This is a genomic window from Pseudanabaena sp. Chao 1811, from assembly GCF_027942295.1.
Classification (GTDB): Bacteria; Cyanobacteriota; Cyanobacteriia; order Pseudanabaenales; family Pseudanabaenaceae; genus Pseudanabaena.
In genome coordinates this window covers 3,373,345-3,396,490 of sequence record NZ_CP101416.1, presented here as the reverse complement: position 1 = coordinate 3,396,490, position 23,146 = coordinate 3,373,345, and the positions used below count along the sequence as shown (strand labels likewise).

Annotated in this window: 15 protein-coding genes; 9 read left to right on the top strand and 6 right to left on the bottom strand. The window is 42.0% G+C overall.

Translation table 11 applies throughout. The annotated features are described in order from the left end of the window. Nucleotides 1–77 precede the first annotated feature (77 nt). Together atpC and atpD are read right to left on the bottom strand one after the other, a co-directional pair. Nucleotides 78–482: an ATP synthase F1 subunit epsilon gene (gene atpC, locus NMG48_RS15550; protein WP_271252391.1), complete on the bottom strand. Its 405-nt coding sequence runs from the start codon at nucleotides 480–482 to the stop codon at nucleotides 78–80. 116 nt (nucleotides 483–598) lie between these two features. Then, complete coding sequence (atpD, locus tag NMG48_RS15545) at nucleotides 599–2,032, bottom strand: F0F1 ATP synthase subunit beta (RefSeq protein WP_271252390.1); 1,434 nt, start codon at nucleotides 2,030–2,032, stop codon at nucleotides 599–601. A 243-nt stretch (nucleotides 2,033–2,275) separates the two neighbouring features. Here atpD and NMG48_RS15540 point away from each other — a divergent pair, with 243 nt between their 5' ends. From NMG48_RS15540 to NMG48_RS15515, 6 genes are all read left to right on the top strand, one after another. Continuing rightward, nucleotides 2,276–2,800, top strand: coding sequence for a dihydrofolate reductase family protein (locus NMG48_RS15540; protein ID WP_271252389.1), 525 nt, complete (start codon nucleotides 2,276–2,278; stop codon nucleotides 2,798–2,800). 304 nt (nucleotides 2,801–3,104) lie between these two features. Then, nucleotides 3,105–5,441 carry a DUF1796 family putative cysteine peptidase gene (locus NMG48_RS15535; RefSeq protein ID WP_271252388.1) on the top strand — a complete coding sequence of 779 codons (2,337 nt, stop codon included), beginning with the start codon at nucleotides 3,105–3,107 and terminating at the stop codon, nucleotides 5,439–5,441. Nucleotides 5,442–5,831: 390 nt separating this feature from the next. Continuing rightward, entirely contained in the window at nucleotides 5,832–6,074 is a 243-nt protein-coding gene (locus NMG48_RS15530; RefSeq protein ID WP_271252387.1) for a hypothetical protein, read from the top strand. 73 nt (nucleotides 6,075–6,147) lie between these two features. After that, nucleotides 6,148–6,939, top strand: coding sequence for an oxygen-dependent tRNA uridine(34) hydroxylase TrhO (gene trhO, locus NMG48_RS15525; RefSeq protein WP_271252386.1), 792 nt, complete (start codon nucleotides 6,148–6,150; stop codon nucleotides 6,937–6,939). Nucleotides 6,940–7,111: 172 nt separating this feature from the next. Beyond that, nucleotides 7,112–9,448: a serine/threonine-protein kinase gene (locus NMG48_RS15520; protein WP_271252385.1), complete on the top strand. Its 2,337-nt coding sequence runs from the start codon at nucleotides 7,112–7,114 to the stop codon at nucleotides 9,446–9,448. 158 nt (nucleotides 9,449–9,606) lie between these two features. Beyond that, a complete protein-coding gene (locus NMG48_RS15515) occupies nucleotides 9,607–11,256 on the top strand; it encodes a 2-isopropylmalate synthase (protein ID WP_271252384.1) in 1,650 nt (549 codons plus the stop codon). 197 nt (nucleotides 11,257–11,453) lie between these two features. Here NMG48_RS15515 and NMG48_RS15510 read toward each other — a convergent pair whose 3' ends face one another. The 4 genes from NMG48_RS15510 to NMG48_RS15495 form a co-directional block, all read right to left on the bottom strand. Next, nucleotides 11,454–12,251, bottom strand: a complete 798-nt coding sequence (locus NMG48_RS15510; protein WP_126387296.1) for an ABC transporter permease — start codon at nucleotides 12,249–12,251, stop codon at nucleotides 11,454–11,456. A gap of 365 nt (nucleotides 12,252–12,616) precedes the next feature. Then, the gene (locus NMG48_RS15505; RefSeq protein ID WP_126387295.1) at nucleotides 12,617–13,231 is read right to left on the bottom strand and encodes a precorrin-8X methylmutase; all 615 of its coding nucleotides are present in this window, start codon (nucleotides 13,229–13,231) and stop codon (nucleotides 12,617–12,619) included. A 148-nt stretch (nucleotides 13,232–13,379) separates the two neighbouring features. Further along, nucleotides 13,380–14,423, bottom strand: a complete 1,044-nt coding sequence (locus NMG48_RS15500) for a response regulator (RefSeq protein WP_271252383.1) — start codon at nucleotides 14,421–14,423, stop codon at nucleotides 13,380–13,382. A gap of 46 nt (nucleotides 14,424–14,469) precedes the next feature. After that, on the bottom strand, nucleotides 14,470–18,012 hold the full coding sequence (locus NMG48_RS15495) for a PAS domain S-box protein (RefSeq protein ID WP_271252382.1): 3,543 nt from the start codon (nucleotides 18,010–18,012) through the stop codon (nucleotides 14,470–14,472). A 688-nt stretch (nucleotides 18,013–18,700) separates the two neighbouring features. Here NMG48_RS15495 and mnmE point away from each other — a divergent pair. From mnmE to recQ, 3 genes are all read left to right on the top strand, one after another. Next, the gene (gene mnmE, locus NMG48_RS15490; RefSeq protein ID WP_271252381.1) at nucleotides 18,701–20,119 is read left to right on the top strand and encodes a tRNA uridine-5-carboxymethylaminomethyl(34) synthesis GTPase MnmE; all 1,419 of its coding nucleotides are present in this window, start codon (nucleotides 18,701–18,703) and stop codon (nucleotides 20,117–20,119) included. Nucleotides 20,120–20,203: 84 nt separating this feature from the next. Continuing rightward, entirely contained in the window at nucleotides 20,204–20,902 is a 699-nt protein-coding gene (locus NMG48_RS15485) for a Uma2 family endonuclease (RefSeq protein WP_271252380.1), read from the top strand. A gap of 3 nt (nucleotides 20,903–20,905) precedes the next feature. Further along, nucleotides 20,906–23,128, top strand: coding sequence for a DNA helicase RecQ (gene recQ / locus NMG48_RS15480; protein WP_271252379.1), 2,223 nt, complete (start codon nucleotides 20,906–20,908; stop codon nucleotides 23,126–23,128). Nucleotides 23,129–23,146: the final 18 nt, after the last annotated feature.

Genomic DNA, 23,146 nt, shown 5'->3' with positions numbered 1-23,146 from the left:
TAAAACAATAAAAAAGCGATCACCTATGGCGATCACTTTTTTATTCAGTAAAAATTTTCGCTAAGCGAAAACTATTACTAGATAGGAGTAGTTGCTTGGACTCTAGCGCGAGCAGTACGCAAATGTTGCTCAGCTTGAATCTTGCCTTGCTTATCTTCAGGCTTAATATTTGCGAGATCTTGCTCAGCTTTTGCCAACTCCTGACGAGCTTCTTCAGGATTGATTTCACTGCCAAGTTCGCCATTACGCACCAAAACGGTTACTTCATTTTCTTCAACTTCAGCAAAACCACCTGTAAGAGCGACGGCTGCCCAAGCTTTATCTTTCCGAAAACGTAATACACCTGTTTCTAGTGCGGAAATCAGAGGAGCGTGACCAGTTAAAATACCAAGTTGCCCCGTGGAACTAGGTAAAATCACTTCCTCTGCGACAGTATCCAGAATTGTGTGATCTGGGGAAATTACTTTTACAGTTAGGGTCATTTTTAAAATATTTGGTAATAGGTTTTAACTTGATAGCTGCTGGCTATTAGCTGTTAGCTGTTAGCTGTTAGCTTTCATGAGCTAAACGCTAACAGCTAAACGCTAATAGCTAATGCCTAATTACCAGCCTTGAGCTTTTCAGCCTTAGCGATCGCTTCTTCGATGTTGCCAACGAGGTAGAAAGCTTGCTCAGGGAGATCATCGAGTTCACCCTTAAGGATGCGATCGAAACCATTGATGCTTTCTTCGAGGGTGACATACTTACCAGGAGATCCAGTAAATACTTCTGCTACGAAGAAGGGCTGAGACAAGAAGCGCTCAATCTTACGAGCACGGGCTACAGCCAACTTATCTTCTTCAGAGAGTTCATCTAGACCCAAGATGGCGATGATATCTTGAAGTTCTTTGTAGCGCTGAAGAATTGCTTGTACGCCACGAGCTACACGGTAATGCTCATCGCTAACAATCCCTGGCTGCAACATGGTCGAAGAAGAATCGAGGGGGTCAACCGCAGGATAAATCCCCTTAGAAGCCAAGCCACGAGACAATACGGTGGTTGCATCCAAGTGAGCAAAGGTGGTTGCAGGAGCGGGGTCAGTCAAGTCATCCGCAGGTACATACACCGCTTGTACAGAGGTGATCGAACCTTCGGTGGTTGAGGTAATGCGCTCTTGTAAAGCACCCATGTCGGTGGCAAGAGTAGGTTGATAACCTACAGCTGAAGGCATACGACCAAGTAGTGCCGATACTTCAGAACCAGCTTGAGTAAAGCGGAAAATATTGTCGATGAACAACAATACGTCTTGCTTGGACACATCACGGAAATATTCCGCCATGGTCAAAGCGGTTAAGCCTACACGCATACGTGCTCCGGGTGGCTCATTCATTTGACCGTAAACGAGAGCGAGGTACTGAAGTACGCCCGATTCTTTCATTTCGTTGTAGAGGTCATTACCTTCGCGGGTACGTTCGCCTACACCACCAAACACCGACACACCAGAGTGCTTTTTCGCGATGTTGTTAATTAATTCTTGAATTAATACGGTTTTGCCTACACCAGCACCACCGAATAGTCCAATTTTGCCACCACGACGATAGGGTGCAAGAAGGTCAATTACCTTAATGCCCGTTTCAAAGGTGCTAGGTTTGGTTTCGAGGGATGTAAATGCAGGGGATGGACGGTGAATGGGGAATTTTTCTTCGGTGGTAACAGGACCTAATTCATCAATAGGTTCGCCTAATACATTGAAGATACGACCAAGGGTGTTAGGACCAACAGGAACACTAATCGGTGCGCCTGTATCGGTTACATCCATACCTCTAACGATGCCGTCAGTGGTACTCATTGCAACTGCACGTACTTGGTTATCGCCTAATAATTGTTGTACTTCACAGGTGACGTTGATGTCTTGTCCTGCGGAGTTTTTGCCTTTGACGACGACGGCATTATAAATTTCGGGGATTTTGCCACTGGGGAATTCGGCATCGACCACAGGACCGATGATCTTGGTGATGCGCCCGACTGATACTTTCTCTGCGGTTGTTACCATGCTTGCTGTTTACTCCAGCCTCTTAACTCAGAATCTAAAAAATTTGCAATGAAATGACGTACAAGCAGATATATGCAAGAAAATGCAATACATCAAAATATCAAACTATAAAAAGTTTAACTTTTGGTTGAAACTCATAGTCTGATTGTTTGCACTCACATATAAAGCTAACCGCTTCTCAAAATATCATTTAATGGGGATCGAAAGATCGCTGGTTTGCCGAAAACGATTAGATTTTCTGTTATGGGTAAATTGATTTTGTATATTGCAACGAGCTTGGATGGCTATGTTGCCCGTAGTTCTGGTGCAGTAGACTGGCTTTTTACTGATCAGGATTATGGCTATGAGGCTTTTTATGAGACCTGCGATCGCCTTTTGATGGGGCGCACTACCTATGAGCAGATCAAGTCTTGGGGCGATTATCCTTACCCAGACAAGCAAGGTTTTGTATTTTCACGAAATATTCAGCAAGATCGCGATGATAATGTGACTTTTGTATCTAGTGATTTAGTGAGTTTTGTTAATAATCTAAAAAATCAAGATGGTAAGGATATTTGGCTAGTTGGTGGAGCTGCGATCGCCAAAACTTGTTTAGAAAATAATCTAGTCAATAAATTGATCCTATCGATCCATCCCATAATTTTAGGCGAGGGTATAGCTCTATTTCCGCCCCCTCTCCCTACACTAAATTTAAAATTAGAGGATTTGCAAGTATTTAATACAGGATTGGTGCAGATTACCTACCAAGTGGATTCGACAGCCCCTTAGTGGATATTTTAGCGGATATTTTGGTGATCGGCTAACGAGAGTCTTGTAGTAAAAAATCATTTTCTGTTTTGTGGAAGAGCGCCCTAAAAGGTTAATTTTCCACAAACTATTTGAGATAGCAAAAAAATAGCTGCTTAGGGCATAAAACCCCAAAGACAAGTGGCAGTGCTTTGCGCTGCCACTTGTCTTTGGGGTTTTAATTTGCCCTGTCTATCTATTTTTTGCCATAGAACAACTTAGCAATAATGCTGTAATTTCTAAAACACACTTAGAGCGCAATAGGTGATAGCTTAAAAAATGGTTCATGCCTATCGTGACTGTGGAAGTTCTATTAGGCATAATTACTACCTCCTTATCCAGAGAAGACATCTCTATGTATCGATTTCAGGTAAAGGCTCCCACCCAAGATGGGGAAATGATTGGTATAGTTGGTTCAGTTCCTCAATTAGGATTGTGGGATGTTAATAAATATCTATCTCTAAACACATCTAGCGATCGCTATCCTATTTGGTCTGTAGAAGTCGCAATTGACCCTTTAGGCTTACCGAATCCACTAGATCGGATTGAGTATAAGTATGTGCGGATTGCTGCCAATGGAAAAGTGCAATGGGAATCTGAACGTGGTGAAAATCGATGGGTTCCTATTGAACAAGAATATATTAATTCGACAAGCTCTACAGTTGTTATTGATGATGGTGCATTTAGTTATATTCATGCTTTCCCCTACGGCTATCTAGAGAATGCGATCGCTACAGTTCCTAAACTTCAAAATCCAGCGAGTGGGATTAAAGTCTTAGTTCTTGGCAGTTCGGTGGCGATGGGATGTAGTGCTTGGTTACTTAGGGGCTGGGCAAGTCAGCTAGGCGAAGCGTTACAGGAAAAATATGGTCATCAACTGGTCAACCGCTCACAATTAGGTGCAACTGTCAGTAACACTATCGAGCGCTTTGCTTCTGTGGTTGTCCCAGAACAACCAGATATTGTGATTATTGCGCTTTCCCTCGGTAATGAAGGACTAGCCTATTGCCGTCCCCATGATCGCCGCGCAGTTCAACGACGCTTTGAGAGTGGGCTACAGCAACTAGTGAAAATGACTCAAGATTTGGGAGCAATTCCTATTATTGGGGGTCTATATCCTAATGGTGATTACAACCCAGAGCATAACTGGCTGTTGCGTGATACCCATCATCGGATGTTAACTTGGGAAGTTCCCATTCTTAATTGGTTAGATGCGATCGATAATGGCTATGGTGGATGGAAGCATAACATATCTTTAGATGTGGCTCATCCTAATACCGCAGGGCATCGTCTGATGTTTGAATCCATCAATCTTGATCTATTCAAAATCACTCGTGAGCATCGTTTACAGGATCAGAAATCCTTATTGCAGAGTCAAAAAATAGAAGAGATTTCTATTTACGAAGATAAGTATGGTTTTAAAGTATTTGCCTGTCCTGAAGCACAAACCCTACGAATTATCAATAAATCTGAGCATCCCTATAATATCACTCCTACTTGGAATGAATTGCAAGCAGCTTTAAAACGTAAAGCGGAACTGATTTCGGGAACCTATATTTCCAAAAATGACGAGTTGGGAACCTTGCCATTATTGACAGTTGGGGTGAATGGTTCAATAGAGAATACGGTAGCAATTCCTGTTGATATGGATTTACAATACTGCTCCGCCTTGAAATTCTTTGCCCCTCAAAACTCTGAGATTCTTTACTATGATGGATATTTAGGGATTCTTAAAGAAGGCGATCGCACAATTCGGATTATCAACGAATCTAACGAAGCCTATAATATCCATCCCATGTGGAAAGAAATTCGCACGGCTCTAGCCGCGATGCCTGCGGCGGTATATAACGATCCTATTCATCCTGACATACCTTTTCGGACGATGATTATTGGCGATCGCGGTTTGGAGAGTCGGGTCAAAGCCCCTGCCAAATCAACGATGCTACTTAAATACAAGTGCAAATTGTCAGAGCTACATCGAATTGCTATTTTGCCCCTAGGCGATCGTTGTGCGGCGAGAATGCTGCTGTATAAAATGGAATATGATGGGCCCGCATTTCCTTTTGACTTAGCGCGTTCTACAAATCTTGGTGATGTTACTGATTTAGTAGTCAATGACTTTCAGGATATGTGGAATCCTGCCTACCTACATTACAATCCTACTGATCGTCGTGTTTATCATTCCAAATGGTCAGGACTATCTTTTGGTCATGAAGTTGAAGATTCCGATGATCCAGTTAACAATATGCAGCCGATCTATGAACGGATGCGCGTGCGCTATTCTGCCCGTGCCAAGAGGTTTTTATATACGCTCAAACATAGTGATGAAATTCTCTTCATTCGCACTGGTGTCACTAATCGCGACTATGTTCTCGATTTAATTGATAAGCTCAAAATTAAATGTGAGGGCAAGCCCTTCCGAGTCTTACTCATTTCCAAGCAAACATCCGATGAGTTTACGGATATCCCATACTTACTCCATTATGATTTACACTTTAGTCCTGACTGGATGTATGACAGTCTCGACTATTGGATGGAATGTACCCAAAAGATGAAAGAGATTTTGGAATCTCTAGGTATATCCAGTCAAAATCTCTTCTGGTGTCCTCCTAATCCAGATTAAATAAATCAAGGTAACGCAATGCGTTACCTTGATTGTTAGCTTTACTTATACAGCAATCCTAAATCAATGCGAGTTCGGGATAATTTGAAACAGTATTTGAGAGAGGGTTTGCTACGCAAACCCTCTCTCAAATACCAAAAGTAAAAGCCTTGCTATGCAAGGCTTTTACTTTTGGTATTTTTAAATTTGCCAGCTTAACCCGAACTGACGTTAAATCATTTGTGGATTTTGGGGCTTGTGGAAGTGCACGCCTTAGGCGTGCACTTCCACAAGCCTTTTAGTATTGCTATATCTAGATACAAGGTTACAAATGTAACAGCTTGTATCGATGCATCCCAAAACCTAATCAATTTCGCTATTGTGGGAATAGATGAGTTTGGATTTGGAACAATGTTAGTTGAACATCCTAACCGCAAAGAATTAACCCCTAATGAGTTACAAAGTTTGCAAAAACTTCAGGCAGTAATTGATCGAGCGATCGCTGACGGTAGAATTTCTAAATACGAAATGGAGGTAATTGATCGGACTATTCATGCTGATGGTAAAGTTTTAGTCGAAGAAGTGACATTGGTGCGGCAACTCATTCGCGACAAGCTCGATAGTGGTTTACTTACTCAGGAATGGGACAACTAGAACGCAAAGCGCTATATTTGATGTATTAGGACTTATAAAAAGGCGATCGCGAATATTAAAAATGAATGGGCAAATGAGTAGGATTAAGCAAATCAATCGTCTGCAAGCACAAGTTATAGAAGCAAAAGCAAAGGCTCAAGCCAATAATCAAGACGATCTTGAGCTTTGTGTAGTGGCAGCTTTTTATCATTTTACAGACTTGCCCGATTATGAAACTATGCGGAATCCTCTCAAGGAATTTTGTGATACTCATCAACTCAAAGGCACAATTCTACTAGCCAAAGAGGGCATTAACTCCACGATCGCAGGTAGCCGTGCAGCGATCGATGCCTTGCTGAGCTATTTGCGGAGTGATCCCCGTCTCCAAAACCTAGAACATAAAGAATCCTATTGCCAAGGGATTCCATTCCAACGCATGAAAGTACGACTAAAAAAAGAGATCGTTACCTTAGGAGTCCCAGATATTGATCCGCGTCATCGCGTTGGTAAATACGTTGATCCCAAGGATTGGAACGATTTGATCGCTGATCCTGAAGTAATTGTGATTGATACGCGCAATAACTATGAAGTGGAGTTCGGTACATTTCAAGGTGCGATCAACCCTAATCTCGAAACATTTGGGGAATTTCCTACCTATGTGCAGGAGCAATTAAATCCTGAGAAACATCAAAAAATTGCGATGTTCTGTACTGGTGGAATTCGTTGCGAAAAGGCTAGTGCCTATATGTTATCTCAAGGATTTTCTGAGGTTTATCACCTTAAGGGTGGCATTCTCAAATATTTAGAAGAAGTGCCATCAGAAGAAAGTGTTTGGGAGGGTGAGTGCTTCGTATTTGATGATCGCGTTAGCGTTAATTCAATCTAGCAAAGGTGATGATTTACGCCACGGCGCAAGGTATCACTCTACCCCTAAAGATCTAACGAAAATTAACTTGCTATCAGGTTAATCAGATGTCAAAATATTACCACCTAGGATAGATCCTGCTTTATGCCGCCCATCCTAAGTACATTCCCCGTTGGTACTGGCTAAAATGATTATGCTCGGCAAAACCCTGACTGGGCGCTATAAGATCGTCAAACAGCTTGGCGGTGGCGGCTTTAGCCAAACATTTATTGCTGAAGATGGATACTTGCCTGATCGACCTTCCTGTGTGATCAAGCAGCTTAAACCTGCTTCATCGCAAATAGAAGTATTAGAAATTTCACGAGAACTATTTGATAAAGAGGCTAAGGTACTTTATCGCTTGGGCAAACATGAGTGTATTCCTAGTTTATTGGCGCACTTTGAAGAGGATGAAGAGTTCTTTCTGGCTCAGGAATTGATTGAAGGCGATGTCTTGACTCAAGAGATTAAACGGGGCATCTGCTTAGGCGAAAAGTACACAATTGAATTTTTGACGGATATCTTATCAACCCTTAATTTTGTACATCGTCAGCAGGTCATCCATCGTGATATTAAACCAAGTAATTTAATTCGTCGGGCTAGCGATCGCAAAATTGTTTTAATTGACTTTGGGGCAGTTAAAGAAGTTAGTACTCAACCGATTAGTCAATTTGGGAATACCTCTAGCCTTGTGATTGGCTCCCCAGGGTATATGCCCAATGAGCAATATAGTGGCAAAACCATGTTTGCCAGTGATATCTATGCGATCGGTATAATCGCAATTCAAGCATTGACGGGCTTACAACCAAATCAAATTCCTGAAGATCCACTCACTAGTGAGTTTCGCTGGCGGGACTATGCAAAAGTAACCCCCACATTGGCAGATATTATTGATAAAATGGTGCGCTTTGATTTTCGCCAGCGTTACCAATCAGCTAATGAAGTATTAGAAGCTCTACAACCTCTACTCTCCCAGTCCCTTGCCCAAACGGTTTTTAGTGTTATTACACCATCTCTACCAGAAGAGTTGTCATTAACTTCTGATAATAGTCCTAATCCCCAAAATAATGCTAAGACTCCGACGGAAATTCTAATTGAGGATATTTCCGATGATCTTGAGATGAGTGAAGATCCTGTCAGAGCCAAGAAGTTAGTATGCTTAGTTTGTACTGGCATTTTGGAAAATGATTCGCACCGTTTGGATAACTTTACCTTTGGGGAATTGCTACAAGATTTATATCAGCAATATCCGACCATAGAATCCCTAAAAGAGAACTTAGTCAAATCAGTAAAAACGATCGCAGTTCCGAAGCAGCGCCAATATTTGATTATTGCCAAAATGGTTTTTCAGATGGTTTCTAGGCTCTACGAGAAAGCAGCGATCGCTACGCCTATTAGTTCTTCTCAAATATCTGCTCATCCACCATCAGCTAGCACACCAACATCATATCAAGTTAGCAATTTAGTAATTAATGCTGGCTCAGCGCAAATCCTTGCTCCACTTGACACTTCGCAACAGAATTCCAATAAGGTAGAAAAGGAAGTTTTTAACGATAACAATCCAGATCTTCCCTCCTATGAAGAATTAATGGGATTTACTGAAGATGAACTATCGCTTCTTGATCCCTATCCTTACGGAGATGCGGACATTGCTGATATCTATACTTTGGTAGCCCATGATATTGATACGGATGCTCAACAGATGCGTCTCAAAAAGCTTTTGTTATATACCTATCAAGATATTTGGGAAAGTGATCCCCGTCAGTTAAATAGTGTGGATTGGGCAGGACTGCTCAAGGAATTAGTTTCCTTTATGCCCACTTTCCCTCAATTGCGAGCATTAATTCAAGAGTCAGTACAAAGGGTTTCTAAGCCTGTGGAATATGCTGTGATTGGTAACATGTTGCTCACAAAATTAGAACAACTTTATCCTGATAGCGCCTCTGATAGCTCTAATAACTCTAATAATTATGTCGAAGCGATCGCACCGCCTGTCTATCCCACTAATGGAGCTAATGCTTATCTAGATAATCAGATAAAAAACAAAATTCCCTTTGACTCTCAAATTGCCAATGATCTTTTTGATTTACGCTTAGAACTGATGCGGTTTACTAATGCGATGCGAACCAAAATTTTATTGTTCTCTACACTTTACTATCCTTTTAATCCTGACCACGATAGCTGGCAAGATTTACGAACCCATGAACTAGATGGGCTACTTCGACAACTATTCTATGCTTATCCCACCTTTGATCGGGTAGAGCATGGAATTTGGCAAACTGCGCGATCGCTGAGTGAAGCTAGCGCCTATGAACAGTCAGCTAATTATATTCTCCAAGTTATTAAGAATCTCTACGATCAACTAGAAGCGAAATCAATGCAGCATCCTGCGGAGGGTGGTTTACTATCCTCTCAAGATAACAATGATGATTTTACCCAGCCAAGTGCAATCTTCCGTAACAGCGATGATGATACTTGCCAGTTTGCCTAGGACAATTGGTTAAGACAAAACGAAATTGACTTACCAATTTTTAAAGAAAAGGGCTAAGATTGAAAATAACTTAATGTGTTTGTGTTCTGTTTACAATCACAATTAAGAATATCTCCATAGTTACATTTTCACATTAACCATTCATGAATTAACGCATTATGTCTACATCAGTAACACCTCAAGAGTCTAATGTTGCTCAAGATCGCATTATCTTTTTTGATACCACCCTACGCGACGGTGAACAGTCCCCCGGCGCAACTCTTAACGTGGAGCAAAAACTGCTAATCGCTCAGCAACTGGCTCGACTTGGTGTAGACATCATTGAGGCAGGTTTTCCCTTTGCTAGTAAAGGTGATTTTTATGCAGTTCAAGAAATCGCAAAACTCGTTGGTACTGAGAATGGACCAACGATTTGTGGATTAGCCCGTGCTACTAAAGGTGATATTGATGCGGCAGCTGAAGCGGTTAAACCTGCTGCCAAAGGAAGAATTCATACCTTCCTCGCAACTTCCGATATTCACTTGGAATACAAACTCCGAAAAACTCGCGCTGAAGTTTTAGCGATTGTGCCAGAGATGGTTGCCTATGCTAAATCAAAAGTTGCCGATGTTGAATTTTCTCCTGAAGATGCGGGACGTTCCGATCCTGAGTTTCTCTACCAAGTGCTAGAGGCGGCGATCGCTGCGGGTGCATCGACAGTGAATATTCCCGACACTGTGGGATATTTGACTCCATCGGAGTTTGGAGCTTTGATCAAGGGGATCAAAGATAATGTGCGCAATATTGATCAGGCGATTATTTCTGTTCATGGTCACAATGATCTCGGTTTGGCAGTGGCAAACTTCCTTGAAGCCGCTAAGAATGGCGCACGTCAAATGGAATGCACAATCAATGGTATTGGTGAACGTGCAGGCAATGCCGCTCTCGAAGAATTGGTAATGGCGTTACATGTGCGTCGTGCTTATTTCAATGCCTATCTCGGTCGTCCTGCGGAATCGACTGCCCCTCTCTGCAACATTGACACTAAGCAGATTTACAAAACCTCGCGCCTTGTGTCTAATCTCACGGGAATGTTGGTACAGCCTAATAAGGCGATCGTTGGTGCAAATGCCTTTGCCCATGAGTCAGGTATCCATCAGGACGGCGTATTGAAAAATCGCCTCACTTACGAAATCATGGATGCTCAATCCATTGGTTTGACCGATAACTTGATCGTTCTTGGTAAGCTCTCTGGTCGCAATGCTTTGAGTTCTCGCCTTAAGGAGCTTGGTTTTGAACTTTCTGAACAAGAACTTAATGCTGCCTTTGTGCGTTTTAAGGAGTTGGCTGATAAGAAGCGCGAAATTAGCGATCGCGACTTAGAAGCGATCGTCAATGATGAAATTCGTCATGCGCCTGAAGCCTTCAAACTCGAGCAGGTGCAGGTAAGCTGTGGCGATCGCGCAATTCCCACAGCAACGGTTACAGTCGTAATGCCCGATGGTCAAGAAATTACCGATGTCTCTGTGGGAACTGGTCCTGTGGATGCAGTTTATAAAGCCATCAATCGCATCGTCAATGTACCCAATAATTTGATCGAGTACTCGGTGCAGTCTGTGACCGCAGGTATTGATGCCCTCGGCGAAGTTACCATTCGTCTAAAGCATCCTGATGTTGGTACGCTCTCTGGACATTCAGCGAATACCGATGTCATTGTTGCCTCGGCAAGAGCCTATCTCAGTGCTTTAAATAAACTCTACTTCGCGCTTCAGACACCTACTACCAAGGTAAGCGATCGCGATAATCTCAAGAAAGAAGCAGCTTTGTAAGTTGCTACCAAACGCGAGTTCAGGATAATTTGAAACGGGCTTTGAGAGAGGGTTTGCTACGCAAACCCTCTCTCAAAGCCCAAAAGTAAAAGCCTTGCTATGCAAGGCTTTTACTTTTGGGCTTTTAAAATTTGTCAGCTTAACCCGAACTCACGTTAACAACAAAAAAGCCTCGCATTGCGAGGCTTTTTTGTTGTTTAGAACTGGCGGCGTGAAAAGATAAGAATGGCGATCGCTAAGGTTAATAGCGCATAACTCAAAATATAGATCCCATTACTAAACATATCGGTCAGACTTGGCAGAATATTATAAACTGCCTCATTTTTGAGATTAGCCCGTGATAAATCAGGCAAAATCATATAAAAAGTGCGTGTAACTGCCTGCAAACTAGGATTTTTAGAAATTTCACCCAGTAACAGTAGATCGCGACTGAAGTTGCCGATCACATAGGCAGCAAGGGTGAGCAAAGAGGCAATTAGTGAACCTGTAAATGTGCCGAAGAAAATAGCGATCGCTCCTAGCAGCATGATTTGCCAAAATATAAAAAAATTGGCGGTGAGAATCGCAGGAGTGGGAATCGGAATTTGCTTGATCGCCATCAAGATAATAAAAATTATGCTCATAATTGATACCAGCGCACCAACTACAGCAGTCAAGCCCAGATGCTTACCAAGGACAAACTCAGCTCGGTGCATTGGCTTAGCAATGAGAATAAAAATTGTTCGCTTATCGATTTCTTTATTGATCAGATTAGTACCAACCAATATCGCCACAATTAAACTCACCACCTCGATCGCAGCTATGCCAGTATCCACAATCATCTTTGCCGAAGAGTCATAGGAAAACTCTGGTAGCATCAGCATTGCCGACACCACAATCAATGTATATAACAAAGAAAGATAAAGCACTTGCTCACGCACTGTTTCGCGAAAGACATTAGTGGCGATCGCCCAAACGCGACCTAAACTTAGACTTAAGTTCAGACTAAAGTTCATAGGTCTATACAATCCTCATAAGTCCTAACACATTGCATTTTATAGCTTTTCTTGTGGATGTTCCCGACTTCGACGGCAACATCAAAACATCACTAAGTAGCTAGGTGCAATTAAATATAAAACCCCAAAACCTGTAGCGCACGCTGCGCGTGCGCTACAGGTTTTGGTTCTGGTTTTTAATTATGCCAAGCTACCTAAGTACCCAATCAAACTTTGAACTACAGCACTTTGCGCTCAAACCCAAACCAAGAAAATTTTTAAAAGCGTTGCTTTGCAACGCTTTTAAAAATTTTCTTGTGGTTCTTTTGCTCAAAAACTGCTGTAACTGATATGCAAGCGGGTCAGTTTTAATTGTTTCTGCCTACTTATTTGGTTCCATAGGCCTGCCATGCCAAACTTACAAGAGCATTAAATATTGCGGCGGCAGCGATCGCATTGCCCTTTCGCCCATCCACGCGAATATGGGGGATTTGCGAATCATGCAATCGAGACTTAATCACATCGGTATCAATAAAACCAGCAGGAGCGCCAATCACCAGCGCAGGCTTTACTTCTTCTACTTCGATTAAATCTACAAGAGTTGCTAAAGCAGGTTGTGACTCCCCAATCACAAATATGGCTTCAGGATAGCGCTTAGCTAGAGTCTCAATTCCCCAAGCTGCCTGCGTTTTACCCTTTTGGGGACGAGTAATTGCATCCACACCACAGTAAATTGGATTGGCAAATGTGTCACAAATCTTAGGGAAGATAGCTGCTTGTACAGTGGGGACATCCACAACCACTGTAGTACGAGTAGCTAAAGCCGATGCGCCTGCCTGTAAAGCATTTTCAGAAAATCTGACAAGGTGTTTATATTCAAAATCGGCGGTTGCATAAATTACTTGGCGCACAATCTCATATTCGGATGGAGATAGGGAATGCTCACCAATTTCTTGATCGATGATGGCTAAGCTTTGTGCATCGGTAATATGCCATTCCATAGATTTTGCTTAATGTCTCAATTAAATATCTAAATGATAAGGATATGTACTTTATACCCTAACCATTAGTTTGCTGCTTTGTGATTATAGCGAACACTATAGCAAAAACATAAAAAAGAGATGCAGTGCCAAGCGCTGCATCTCTTTTTTATGTTTTTGCGATTTCTTCTAGATTACTATCACTTTGCCTTACACAATTGCGTCCTTCAGCCTTAGCTACATATAAAGCGCGATCGGCAGATTTAAGTAGTAAATTTATAGCTTGAGTATGCTGATGGGGAAAAAGGGTAGCGACACCACAGCTAATGGTTACATAGTTAGCAACTTCAGAATGCTCATGGGGCAATTGTAGCGATCGCACTATCTCGTTCGCTCTCATCGCGACATTCATTCCCCCTTCTCGATCTGTATTCGGTAAAACAATTGCGAATTCCTCCCCACCATAGCGAGCGACTAAATCGGCAGGACGATTTGTCGCTTTACTAATTGCTTGAGCAACGGATTGTAAACAGAGATCCCCTTCTTGATGTCCATAGTTATCGTTATAGTTTTTAAAAAAATCAATGTCACATAACACCAAGGAAATAGGGACTTTTTCTCTACTAGAACGCCTAAATTCTTGTTCGAGATATTCATCTAAACAGCGACGATTGGCTACTTGCGTCAATCCATCAATAGATACCAATCGCTGAAGTTCCTTGACTACTACTGCCAAACGCTTATTTGCGGCTTCTAGTTGCTGACGTAAATTTGCTTGTTCGAGTAAGCGCTTTACCCTTTGGCGCAATACGGCCCAATGAATTGGCTTAGTTACATAGTCCGAAGCCCCCACTTCATATGCGCGATCAACAGACTCGCGATCTTCCAGTGCTGTGATAATCAATACAGGTGTATGATCTCCATGCGGAAGTTGCTGTAACCTCGCGCAACATTCAAATCCATCCAAGACAGGCATCATCGCATCCAGTAAAATCATATCTGGTTGACGCTCTTGATAGATCTGTAATGCCTCCATCCCATCAGCCGCCTCAACTACTCGATAGTTTTCGCGTTCCAAATAACGCACCAAAATTTTTCGCATAAACAGATCGTCATCCACAATTAAAATCAATGCGGGTTCGGATGCGGTTGTTTCTGAAATATTTACTTCTTGGGGCGGATGCTTATTGTGATCGCGATCTTCGATGGTCATTACATAACTGGACAGTATTGGACAAAACTAGGAGATGGCAATAGCGTTAATTATACTTTTCCTGCTCTAGTTCAGATTTAACGCTTGCATACTCATCGGCTATTTTATTGATTTTGATATCTAAGTCCTCATAATTTTTACTACGGAGACCCATCTCCAGATCACGACACATTTCTGATAGCTCTTCAGCACCAATAACACCACTACTAGATTTTAAGGTGTGGGCAGTTCGTAGCATTAAATCAAAATTTTGCTGTGCAAAGCTAGTATATAACTCTTGGAGGAGCGATCGCGTATTATCTAAATAACTATCGATTAGCTCAATTAAAAAAGATGGATCTTCCCCCCCAATATCATTAGCAGTTTCGTGAAGCGTACCCATATTAATTGATGATAAATGCGCGGGAGGATTTGTCGCTGGTTGACATGCCAGTAATACGCGCACCAGTTCAGAGTTACGAATTGGTTTACTCAGATAGTCATCCATACCTGCTTCTAAACAAATTTCGCGATCGCCCTGCATGGCATTTGCTGTCATCGCAATAATACGGGGTCTATTAGTGAGCTTTTTATGCTCCCAATTCTGATATATCTGTCGAGTAGCTTCTAGCCCGTCCATTTCTGGCATCTGCATATCCATAAATATCAGATCATAGGTCTGATGAGAGAGGGCAGCTAAAACTTCTAATCCATTGGCGACAACATCAGCACGATAGCCCATCTGCTGCAAGATATGAATAGCAACTTTTTGATTAATCACATTGTCCTCTGCGATCAAAATGCGCAGTGGATGATTTCTCGCCATCTTCGGATCAAAGTTATAATTCCGTCGATAACGCTCAGCATTAATATGACTAATCCCTTGACCTGTAAGTGATTTCCCATTGGTTGATGGGGAGATTGCTTGCGAATTAGCAATGCTAATTGGGGGAAATTGTTCCCAGTTGTTTGTAGGGGCTGTAATCGTAAAGTGAAAAGTGGAGCCTTGATGAAGATCACTTTCCACCCACATCGTGCCGCCCATGAGTTCGCATAGACGTTTACTAATGGCTAAGCCTAGTCCAGTGCCACCATATTGTCTGGTGGTGGAAGCATCCACTTGGCTAAAAGGCTGAAACAATCGATGAAGGCGATCGCTAGGGATACCAATCCCAGTATCTCTCACTGCAAACTGTAATGTCCGCAGTAATTGGGAATCTTCTTTATGGCTTTGGAGATCGCATCGTTCGTAATGGAATATCGGCGATTGGGTGATCGAAATATTTACAGAACCTCGATTCGTAAATTTAATTGCATTCCCGATCAAATTTGCTAAAACTTGACGTAGTCGGGTCATATCGCCAATGACGATTAATTCCACATCAGGATGGATCAAATAACCGAGTTCAATACCTTTCTCAACCGCTTTTGCTGAGAGCAGTTCAATTGTATCTTCTAGGCAAATTCGCAAATCAAAAGTTTGTTCTTCTAATTCCAGATGTCCCGATTCAATTTTAGAAAAGTCTAAAATATCATTAATAATAGTTAGTAAAGTATCGCCAGCATTGCGTACGATTTCAATAAATTCACGTTGTTCCTTAGTGAGATTTGTATCTAGTAAAACTCCTGTCATTCCTATTACAGCATTCATGGGAGTCCGAATCTCATGGCTCATAGTTGCCAAAAATTCACTTTTAGAGCGGTTTGCTGCCTCTGCAATTATTTTTGCTTCTTCTAATTCTGCATTTTGCTTAATTAGTTGTTCTCTTTGCCTTGTTTCTTGAATCAGTAATTGGGCTTGCGATAGACCAATACTGACCTGATTGGCAACGGATTCGAGGAGTTGTTTTTCCTCAATTGTCCATTTGTGAAAACTGTTGCAATGATGTAACAAAATAATTCCATTGGTTATGCCATGGGATGAAGTACGAATAGCTAATAGCGATCGCAACTGCATCCGATAGAATAGGTCGCCAAATTCATCTAATTCAGGTTCAGTATAAACGTTGGTAATGGCGATCGCTTGATCCTGACTCGCTATTTTCTGTCCGAAGCTACTATTTAAAAGGGGTAGTTCAATATCTTTAACCGAAAAGATCCTGTCAGCTAATTGCTCTGACATCAGCGAAACTTGGGGTTGAGTCAATGTTTGTTGCTCTTTACTAGCTGGTGGATATTCTAGCCGATAGATCAGACATCGGCTAGAATGAAAAGCTAATTGAATCTGGTGTGCCGCAGTCTGAAAAATGCTTTCAACATCAAGACTCTGCCGAATTTCATCGGTAATCCGATTGAGTAAAACGGTGAGGCGCATTTGCCTTTTTAAATCCTTTTCGGCTTCTTTTCGTTCTGTAATATCAGTTTGAATTCCCACAAAGTGAGTCACGTTGCCATGATGATCAAATATTGGTGAAATATTTAACTCGTTCCAAAATAATGTGCCATCCTTTCGATAATTTCTGATTACGACATTACAAGGATTTCCCGCTAATACTGCTGCGCGGATTACTTCCTTTTCTGCTTGGAATACATCATCTCCTTGTAAAAAACGGCAATTCTTGCCCATGATATCAGCAGCAGAATAGCCAGTAATTTTTTCAAAGGCAGCGTTGACATAGACAATTGGATTATTCGGGAGTTTACAGTCAGTAATGACAATTCCGTTATGACTAGCAGCGATCGCTCTTTCTCTGAGTCGCAAAGTTTCTTCAACTTGTTTGCGATCGCTAATGTCAAAGCGAATTGCCAAGTATTTCATGGGTTTTCCATGATCATCGAGGAGAGGGGTGATCGTACTATCTGTCCAATAATAATTCCCAGACTTAGCCTTATTCCGAATTTCACCACGCCATACTTTTCCACTAGCGATCGTATCCCACAAATTGGTAAAGAACTCTTGAGAATGATATTGCGAATTGAGTATCCGATGGTTTTTGCCTAAGAGTTCCTCTTGACTATATCCAGAAATCTCACAAAATTTATTATTGGCATAGATAATATCGCCATGAAGATCAGTTACAGCTACGATTGCTGCTTGATCAAGGGCAAACTTCTGAAACGCTAACTCTCGCAAGATTGTCTGTAATTCTTGCTCAGATTGTTTCTGTTTGGTGACATCATTGGCAATACCTAAAAAGCCTGAGACTTCATTTGCCTCATTACGTAATGCAGAAATAGAAAGCTTAACAGGAAATCTTGAGCCATCTTTGCGGATATATGTCCACTCACTTTCTTCCATTTGACCTAGTTTTGTCTTAGCGACAAATACCTCAAATCCTGCCTCAACAGGAATACCGAGTTCCTCGGTTAAAGCGATCGCTCTTTGTTTAACCTCTTCAGGATCATGAAAACGTTCGGGAGTAAATTTTCCCACAAGTTCTGACGCTTTGTACCCCAACCAATTCTCTGCGGTTTTGTTGAAAACACTAATTACCCCATCCACTGTTGTCGCGATAATTGAATAGTTTGCACTATCCAAAATTGCCTGATGCAATCCTAGAGATTCTTGAGTATTTTTTTTTGATGATGATTTTTTTGTAGCTACCTTCTTAGAAGCAAATTTACTTTTTTCTGGGCAAGTTGGTAAATCACCATTAGTAGATATAAGCATAGTTTCAGTAAGACCCAGATGCGAAATTAATCCAAAGTTGTTGGTAAATCGATAATCAATTAACGAGTTTAAATCTTTTAAAATTCTCCCCCTATGAGGTTAGAACTAAGTTTTTAGCTCTAAAATGTACAATCTCATTCTTTAACTATTCTAGTTATATTTTAAATCCTATGCAGCAAGGGTTAGCCAAAAAATTAATGAAAGTTTGCTTTGATTAATATCAGTAAGGATTTAATTTTAGCTACTGGTGGAGGAGGACAAACCCTATCTTGATTTCTTTTTTCTCTGACGGGAGAAGGTCTAGGGATGAGGGCTATAAAAAATTTCATGGAACACTAGATTTTAACAAGCTTATATCTTGTAGGACTTACGCAATAATTAGATTTGGCGTGGACTTTGCTCGCATCAAATCTAATCTAATCTAATGAAAAACCTGTAAATTCGTTGGACTTGCGTAAGTCCTATATTTTTTAAGAGCTAGAGTTTCTCCCTCGAAACTCAAATCCTCCCACTTTAATAAGTGGGAGTTGGAGGGGGTAAAACTTCTCAAACACACTCTTATGCCATCTGCACTGGCTAGCACAACTTCTGGAGTTTAAGGTTACTTGTGCTTCTTAACTACTTAGAGCAGTTATTATAGAATTAACGTTATTACCTTAAGATTTTTTCAAATTTAGAAAAATTACGAATGAGTCTATCTGACACGATCGCGGCGATCGCTACGGCTATTTCTCCACAACAGGGCAGTGTGGGTATTGTGAGATTATCAGGCGATCGTGCAGAGGCGATCGCCAAGCAAATATTCCATGCAGGGGGAAAACAAGTTTGGGAAAGTCATCGGATTCTCTATGGTTATGTACGTAATCCTGCGACTAAAGCAATAGTTGACGAAAGCCTGTTGCTATTAATGAAAGCACCCCGTTCTTTTACCCGTGAGGATGTGGTGGAATTTCACTGTCATGGGGGAATTATGGCGGTGCAACAGGTGCTAAACCTCTGTTTAGAGAATGGCGCAAGGTTGGCGGAGGCTGGTGAGTTCAGTTTAAGGGCTTTTCTCAATGGTCGCATTGATCTCACACAGGCAGAAAGTATTAATGACTTAGTAGGAGCAAAATCGGCACAGGCGGCACAATCAGCGATCGCTTCTTTGCGTGGTAAGTTAGCTAATTCGCTTAAATATTTGCGCGGCAAATGCTTAAATCTGCTCACGGAAATAGAAGCAAGAATTGATTTTGAAGATGATTTACCACCCCTTGATGTGGAATGGGTGAAGTCAGAAATTAAGTTTGTAGCACAGGAATCACAACAAATTTTAGCAACGGCAGATCGTGGTGAACTACTACGCACAGGCTTAAAAGTGGCGATTGTCGGTCGTCCGAATGTCGGCAAATCGAGCCTGTTAAATGCTTGGAGTCGGAGCGATCGCGCGATCGTTACAGATTTACCAGGGACAACTCGCGATGTGGTCGATTCGCAATTGGTAGTTGGCGGAATTCCCATTCAAGTTCTCGATACAGCAGGCATTCGCGAAACAGAAGATGTTGTAGAGAAGATCGGTGTAGAGCGATCGCGCCAAGCGGCTCAGTCTGCTGATTTAGTGCTAATGGTAATTGATGCGAGTCTGGGCTGGACTGAGAAGGATACAGAAATCTATGAGATTGTTAGCGATCGCCCTTTGATTTTTGTAATGAATAAGATAGATCTTGCTCTCACCTCGCCTTTTCCACAGGAGATGGGGAATCAGAATTTGCTCCCCTCGCCCTTTGGAAGAGGGGCTGGGGGTGAGGGAATTCCCATCGTAAAAACCGCAGCTTCTCAAAATCAGGGTATTGAGGATTTAGAAACCGCTATTCTTAAATGTATTCATCAAGATGCGATCGCTGCTGCAAATCTTGATGTGGCAATTAATCAACGCCAGAAAGCCTGTCTATTAAGGGTTGTGCAATCTTTAGAGAATGTCGAAATTGCGATCGCCGATCAATTGCCACTTGATTTTTGGACAATTGATTTACGGGCTGCCATCAGTGCGATCGGGGAAATCACAGGTGAAGAAGTAACAGAATCAGTCCTCGATCAAATCTTCAGTAGATTCTGTATTGGGAAGTAATTGAGTGAGTCGCAGCCTTCGGCTGCGACTCACCTAGAAACGCTATGTTAAAATGTTTAAGAGTCACAACTAACTGGATTAACTATGACTATTACGGTTAGCGCAAAAACAGACGATCCTAAAGAGATTAGAGAAGTCAAGCCAGAAATTGTCTCTGATGTTTGGGCAAGAGCCTCTTGGGAAGAATTTTTAGCTCTTGCTGAAGAACCAAGCTTAGATAAGGCTAAATTTTATTATGACCAGCATTTAATGAGGATTGAAATGTCTCCCGTTGGACCAATTCACGCTCACGAGAATGGAGTTGTTTATAAAGTAATTAGTGTATTTGCCGCTTTTGCTGGCATTTGTATTTATGAGTACCTTAACTGTAGTTTCAGAAAGACAGGTAATGCAGAATTTCAACCTGACATGGTGTTTTATATAGGGACTGACTTAAAAATTCCTCCTAGAAATAATGCACCAGTTGATTTAAATGAGTTTGATTTACCCACTTTAGTTGTGGAAATTTCCGCAACGACAATTCAAGAGGATCTAGGTTATAAAAGACTGCTCTATGAACGTTTAGGAATTCAAGAATATTGGGCGGTCAATGCTAGCACTTCAGAGATATTTGCCTTTGCGATCGCTGATGGGCATAGTGGAAGGATTACGCAATCACAAGTTCTGAAAGGTTTAGACATATCTAAAGTCGAAGAAGCATTACATTTAAGTTATGCTCAAAATGACGGTGAAATCACCAAATGGATATTTCAGACTTTCGCGAAATCTCCGACTGAATCCTAATCTATGACAAGCAATCCTTTACAGCAAGCTCTCAAACAATACTTTGGTTATGACTCCTTTCGTGCTGGTCAGCGCGAGATTATCGAAGCCCATCTTGCGGGGCAAGACACCTTAGCGATTATGCCCACAGGGGGCGGGAAGTCCATTTGCTTTCAATTGCCAGCTTTATTAAAAACTGGCGTAACGATTGTGGTGTCGCCTTTGATCGCCTTAATGCAGGATCAGGTTACGGCGCTGAAAGAGAATGGGATTGGGGCTACTTTTTTAAATAGTACTTTGTCAGGTCGAGAAACTAATCAGCGATCGCAAGCAATTTTAAATGGAGCGACTAAATTAATCTATGTTGCACCTGAACGCTTGTTTGCCGAGCAGTTTATCGAATTTCTAAATATTGTTAAAAACAAGATTGGCATTGCAGGATTTGCGATCGATGAAGCCCATTGCGTCTCAGAATGGGGACATGATTTTCGTCCTGAATATCGTCAATTGAGTCGTTTGCGGCAGTTCTATCCCGATGTCCCCGTCATTGGCTTGACGGCTACAGCGACAGAGCGAGTCAGGGAAGACATCATTCAACAATTGCAGTTACAACAGCCCTACGTTCATGTTGCTAGCTTCAATCGCAATAATCTTTATTATGAAGTTGTTCCGAAACAAGGAACGGAGCAATCCTATGTGGATTTGCTAAGGCAAATCAAGAGAATGCAAGGCTCAGGGATTGTCTATTGCCTCAGTCGTAAGCGTGTCAATGAAATCGCCGAACGCTTACGAGAGGATGGAATTGCCGCAATTCCCTATCATGCGGGGCTAAGTGCTAAGGAACGGGAAGAAAATCAGACCCGATGGATTCGGGATGATGTGCAGGTAATGGTAGCCACGATCGCTTTTGGAATGGGAATCAATAAACCTGATGTACGGTTTGTGATTCATTACGACTTGCCGAAAAATATTGAAGGCTATTATCAAGAGTCGGGTCGGGCTGGGCGTGATGGGGAAGATTCGCACTGTACTTTGTTTTTGGGTTATGGAGATTTAGAAACGATCAAGTATCTGATTGCTCAAAAGGTCGATCCGCATACCAATGAGCCGTTGGAAGCAGAACAGAGAATTGCTCAACAGCAATTGCGACAAGTCGTTGACTATGCCGAAGGTTTAGCCTGTCGCCGCACGATTCTCTTACGCTATTTTGGCGAACATTTTCAAGGAGATTGCGCCAATTGCGATAACTGCCTAACGCCGAAGCCAATGGAAGATTGGACAGTGGAAGCGCAGAAGTTCTTATCCTGTGTGGCGAGAGTAAAAGAGCGATTTGGCGCAGGTCATGTGATTGATATTTTGCGAGGTTCGCTGAATAAAAAGATTTTGCAACATGGGCATGAAAACCTTTCTACTCACGGTATCGGCAAAGATCGCAGTCTCGATGAATGGCGACAACTTTCGCGATCGCTAATCCATCAGGGTTATTTAACCCAAACTACCGATGGTTACGCCATTCTCAAGCTCAATGATCGTAGTTGGGAAGTGATGCGCGGTCAGCGTAATGTGCTATTACCGATTGAACGGGATACGGAGCCTGTAACAGTCACCGAACGCGAAACGAGCGAACGACCTGTTGATGTGGAAATTCTCTTTGAAAGATTGCGCCTACTTCGCAAAAATCTTGCCGATGAGCAGGAAGTTCCACCCTACGTGATTTTTAGTAATACCACGCTCAATCAAATGGCAGAGCAGCAACCGACAAGCCGCAAGGAATTTGCGAAATTATCGGGTGTTGGTGCAAAAAAATTAGAGCAGTATGCTGATGATTTTATTGCGATCATTCTCGAACATCATCTCAAATATCCACCTGCAGAACCTGAAGAATCGACAAATTCTAGGGTTAAGCAAGAATCAGTCACACCCAAATCAAAACTATCTAAGGCAAGTACCCAGCGTGAAACCTTGGCGATGTATGAGAATGGTCTAGATATTGATGAAATCGCTCGCGATCGCGGATTGAAACCTGCGACAGTCTGGACACATCTGGTGCAACTAATTGAAGCAGGCTATGCGGTTAATTGCGATCGCCTTGTCACTCCCGAACGTCAAAATGTCATTTATGAAGCCCTTGAAGCGATCGGTGGTGATTCGCTCCGCAATCTCTTTGATCATCTACGAGAGGAATATAGCTATGATGAAATCAAGATCGTCCGCGCCATCTGGCTAAACGAGAAAGAACCTTTATAGTTAAGCAGACAGACCCAT

Excerpts from the sequence above, each read along its gene's own strand:
- NMG48_RS15535 (WP_271252388.1), top strand. The coding sequence starts at position 3,105 with ATGCCTATCGTGACTGTGGAAGTTCTATTAGGCATAATTACTACCTCC.
- NMG48_RS15520 (WP_271252385.1), top strand. The coding sequence starts at position 7,112 with ATGCTCGGCAAAACCCTGACTGGGCGCTATAAGATCGTCAAACAGCTT.
- atpC (WP_271252391.1), bottom strand. The coding sequence starts at position 482 with ATGACCCTAACTGTAAAAGTAATTTCCCCAGATCACACAATTCTGGAT.
- NMG48_RS15530 (WP_271252387.1), top strand. The coding sequence starts at position 5,832 with ATGTTAGTTGAACATCCTAACCGCAAAGAATTAACCCCTAATGAGTTA.
- NMG48_RS15495 (WP_271252382.1), bottom strand. The coding sequence starts at position 18,012 with ATGCTTATATCTACTAATGGTGATTTACCAACTTGCCCAGAAAAAAGT.
- atpD (WP_271252390.1), bottom strand. The coding sequence starts at position 2,032 with ATGGTAACAACCGCAGAGAAAGTATCAGTCGGGCGCATCACCAAGATC.
- NMG48_RS15500 (WP_271252383.1), bottom strand. The coding sequence starts at position 14,423 with ATGACCATCGAAGATCGCGATCACAATAAGCATCCGCCCCAAGAAGTA.
- mnmE (WP_271252381.1), top strand. The coding sequence starts at position 18,701 with ATGAGTCTATCTGACACGATCGCGGCGATCGCTACGGCTATTTCTCCA.
- recQ (WP_271252379.1), top strand. The coding sequence starts at position 20,906 with ATGACAAGCAATCCTTTACAGCAAGCTCTCAAACAATACTTTGGTTAT.
- NMG48_RS15515 (WP_271252384.1), top strand. The coding sequence starts at position 9,607 with ATGTCTACATCAGTAACACCTCAAGAGTCTAATGTTGCTCAAGATCGC.
- NMG48_RS15540 (WP_271252389.1), top strand. The coding sequence starts at position 2,276 with ATGGGTAAATTGATTTTGTATATTGCAACGAGCTTGGATGGCTATGTT.
- trhO (WP_271252386.1), top strand. The coding sequence starts at position 6,148 with ATGAGTAGGATTAAGCAAATCAATCGTCTGCAAGCACAAGTTATAGAA.
- NMG48_RS15485 (WP_271252380.1), top strand. The coding sequence starts at position 20,204 with ATGACTATTACGGTTAGCGCAAAAACAGACGATCCTAAAGAGATTAGA.
- NMG48_RS15505 (WP_126387295.1), bottom strand. The coding sequence starts at position 13,231 with ATGGAATGGCATATTACCGATGCACAAAGCTTAGCCATCATCGATCAA.
- NMG48_RS15510 (WP_126387296.1), bottom strand. The coding sequence starts at position 12,251 with ATGAACTTTAGTCTGAACTTAAGTCTAAGTTTAGGTCGCGTTTGGGCG.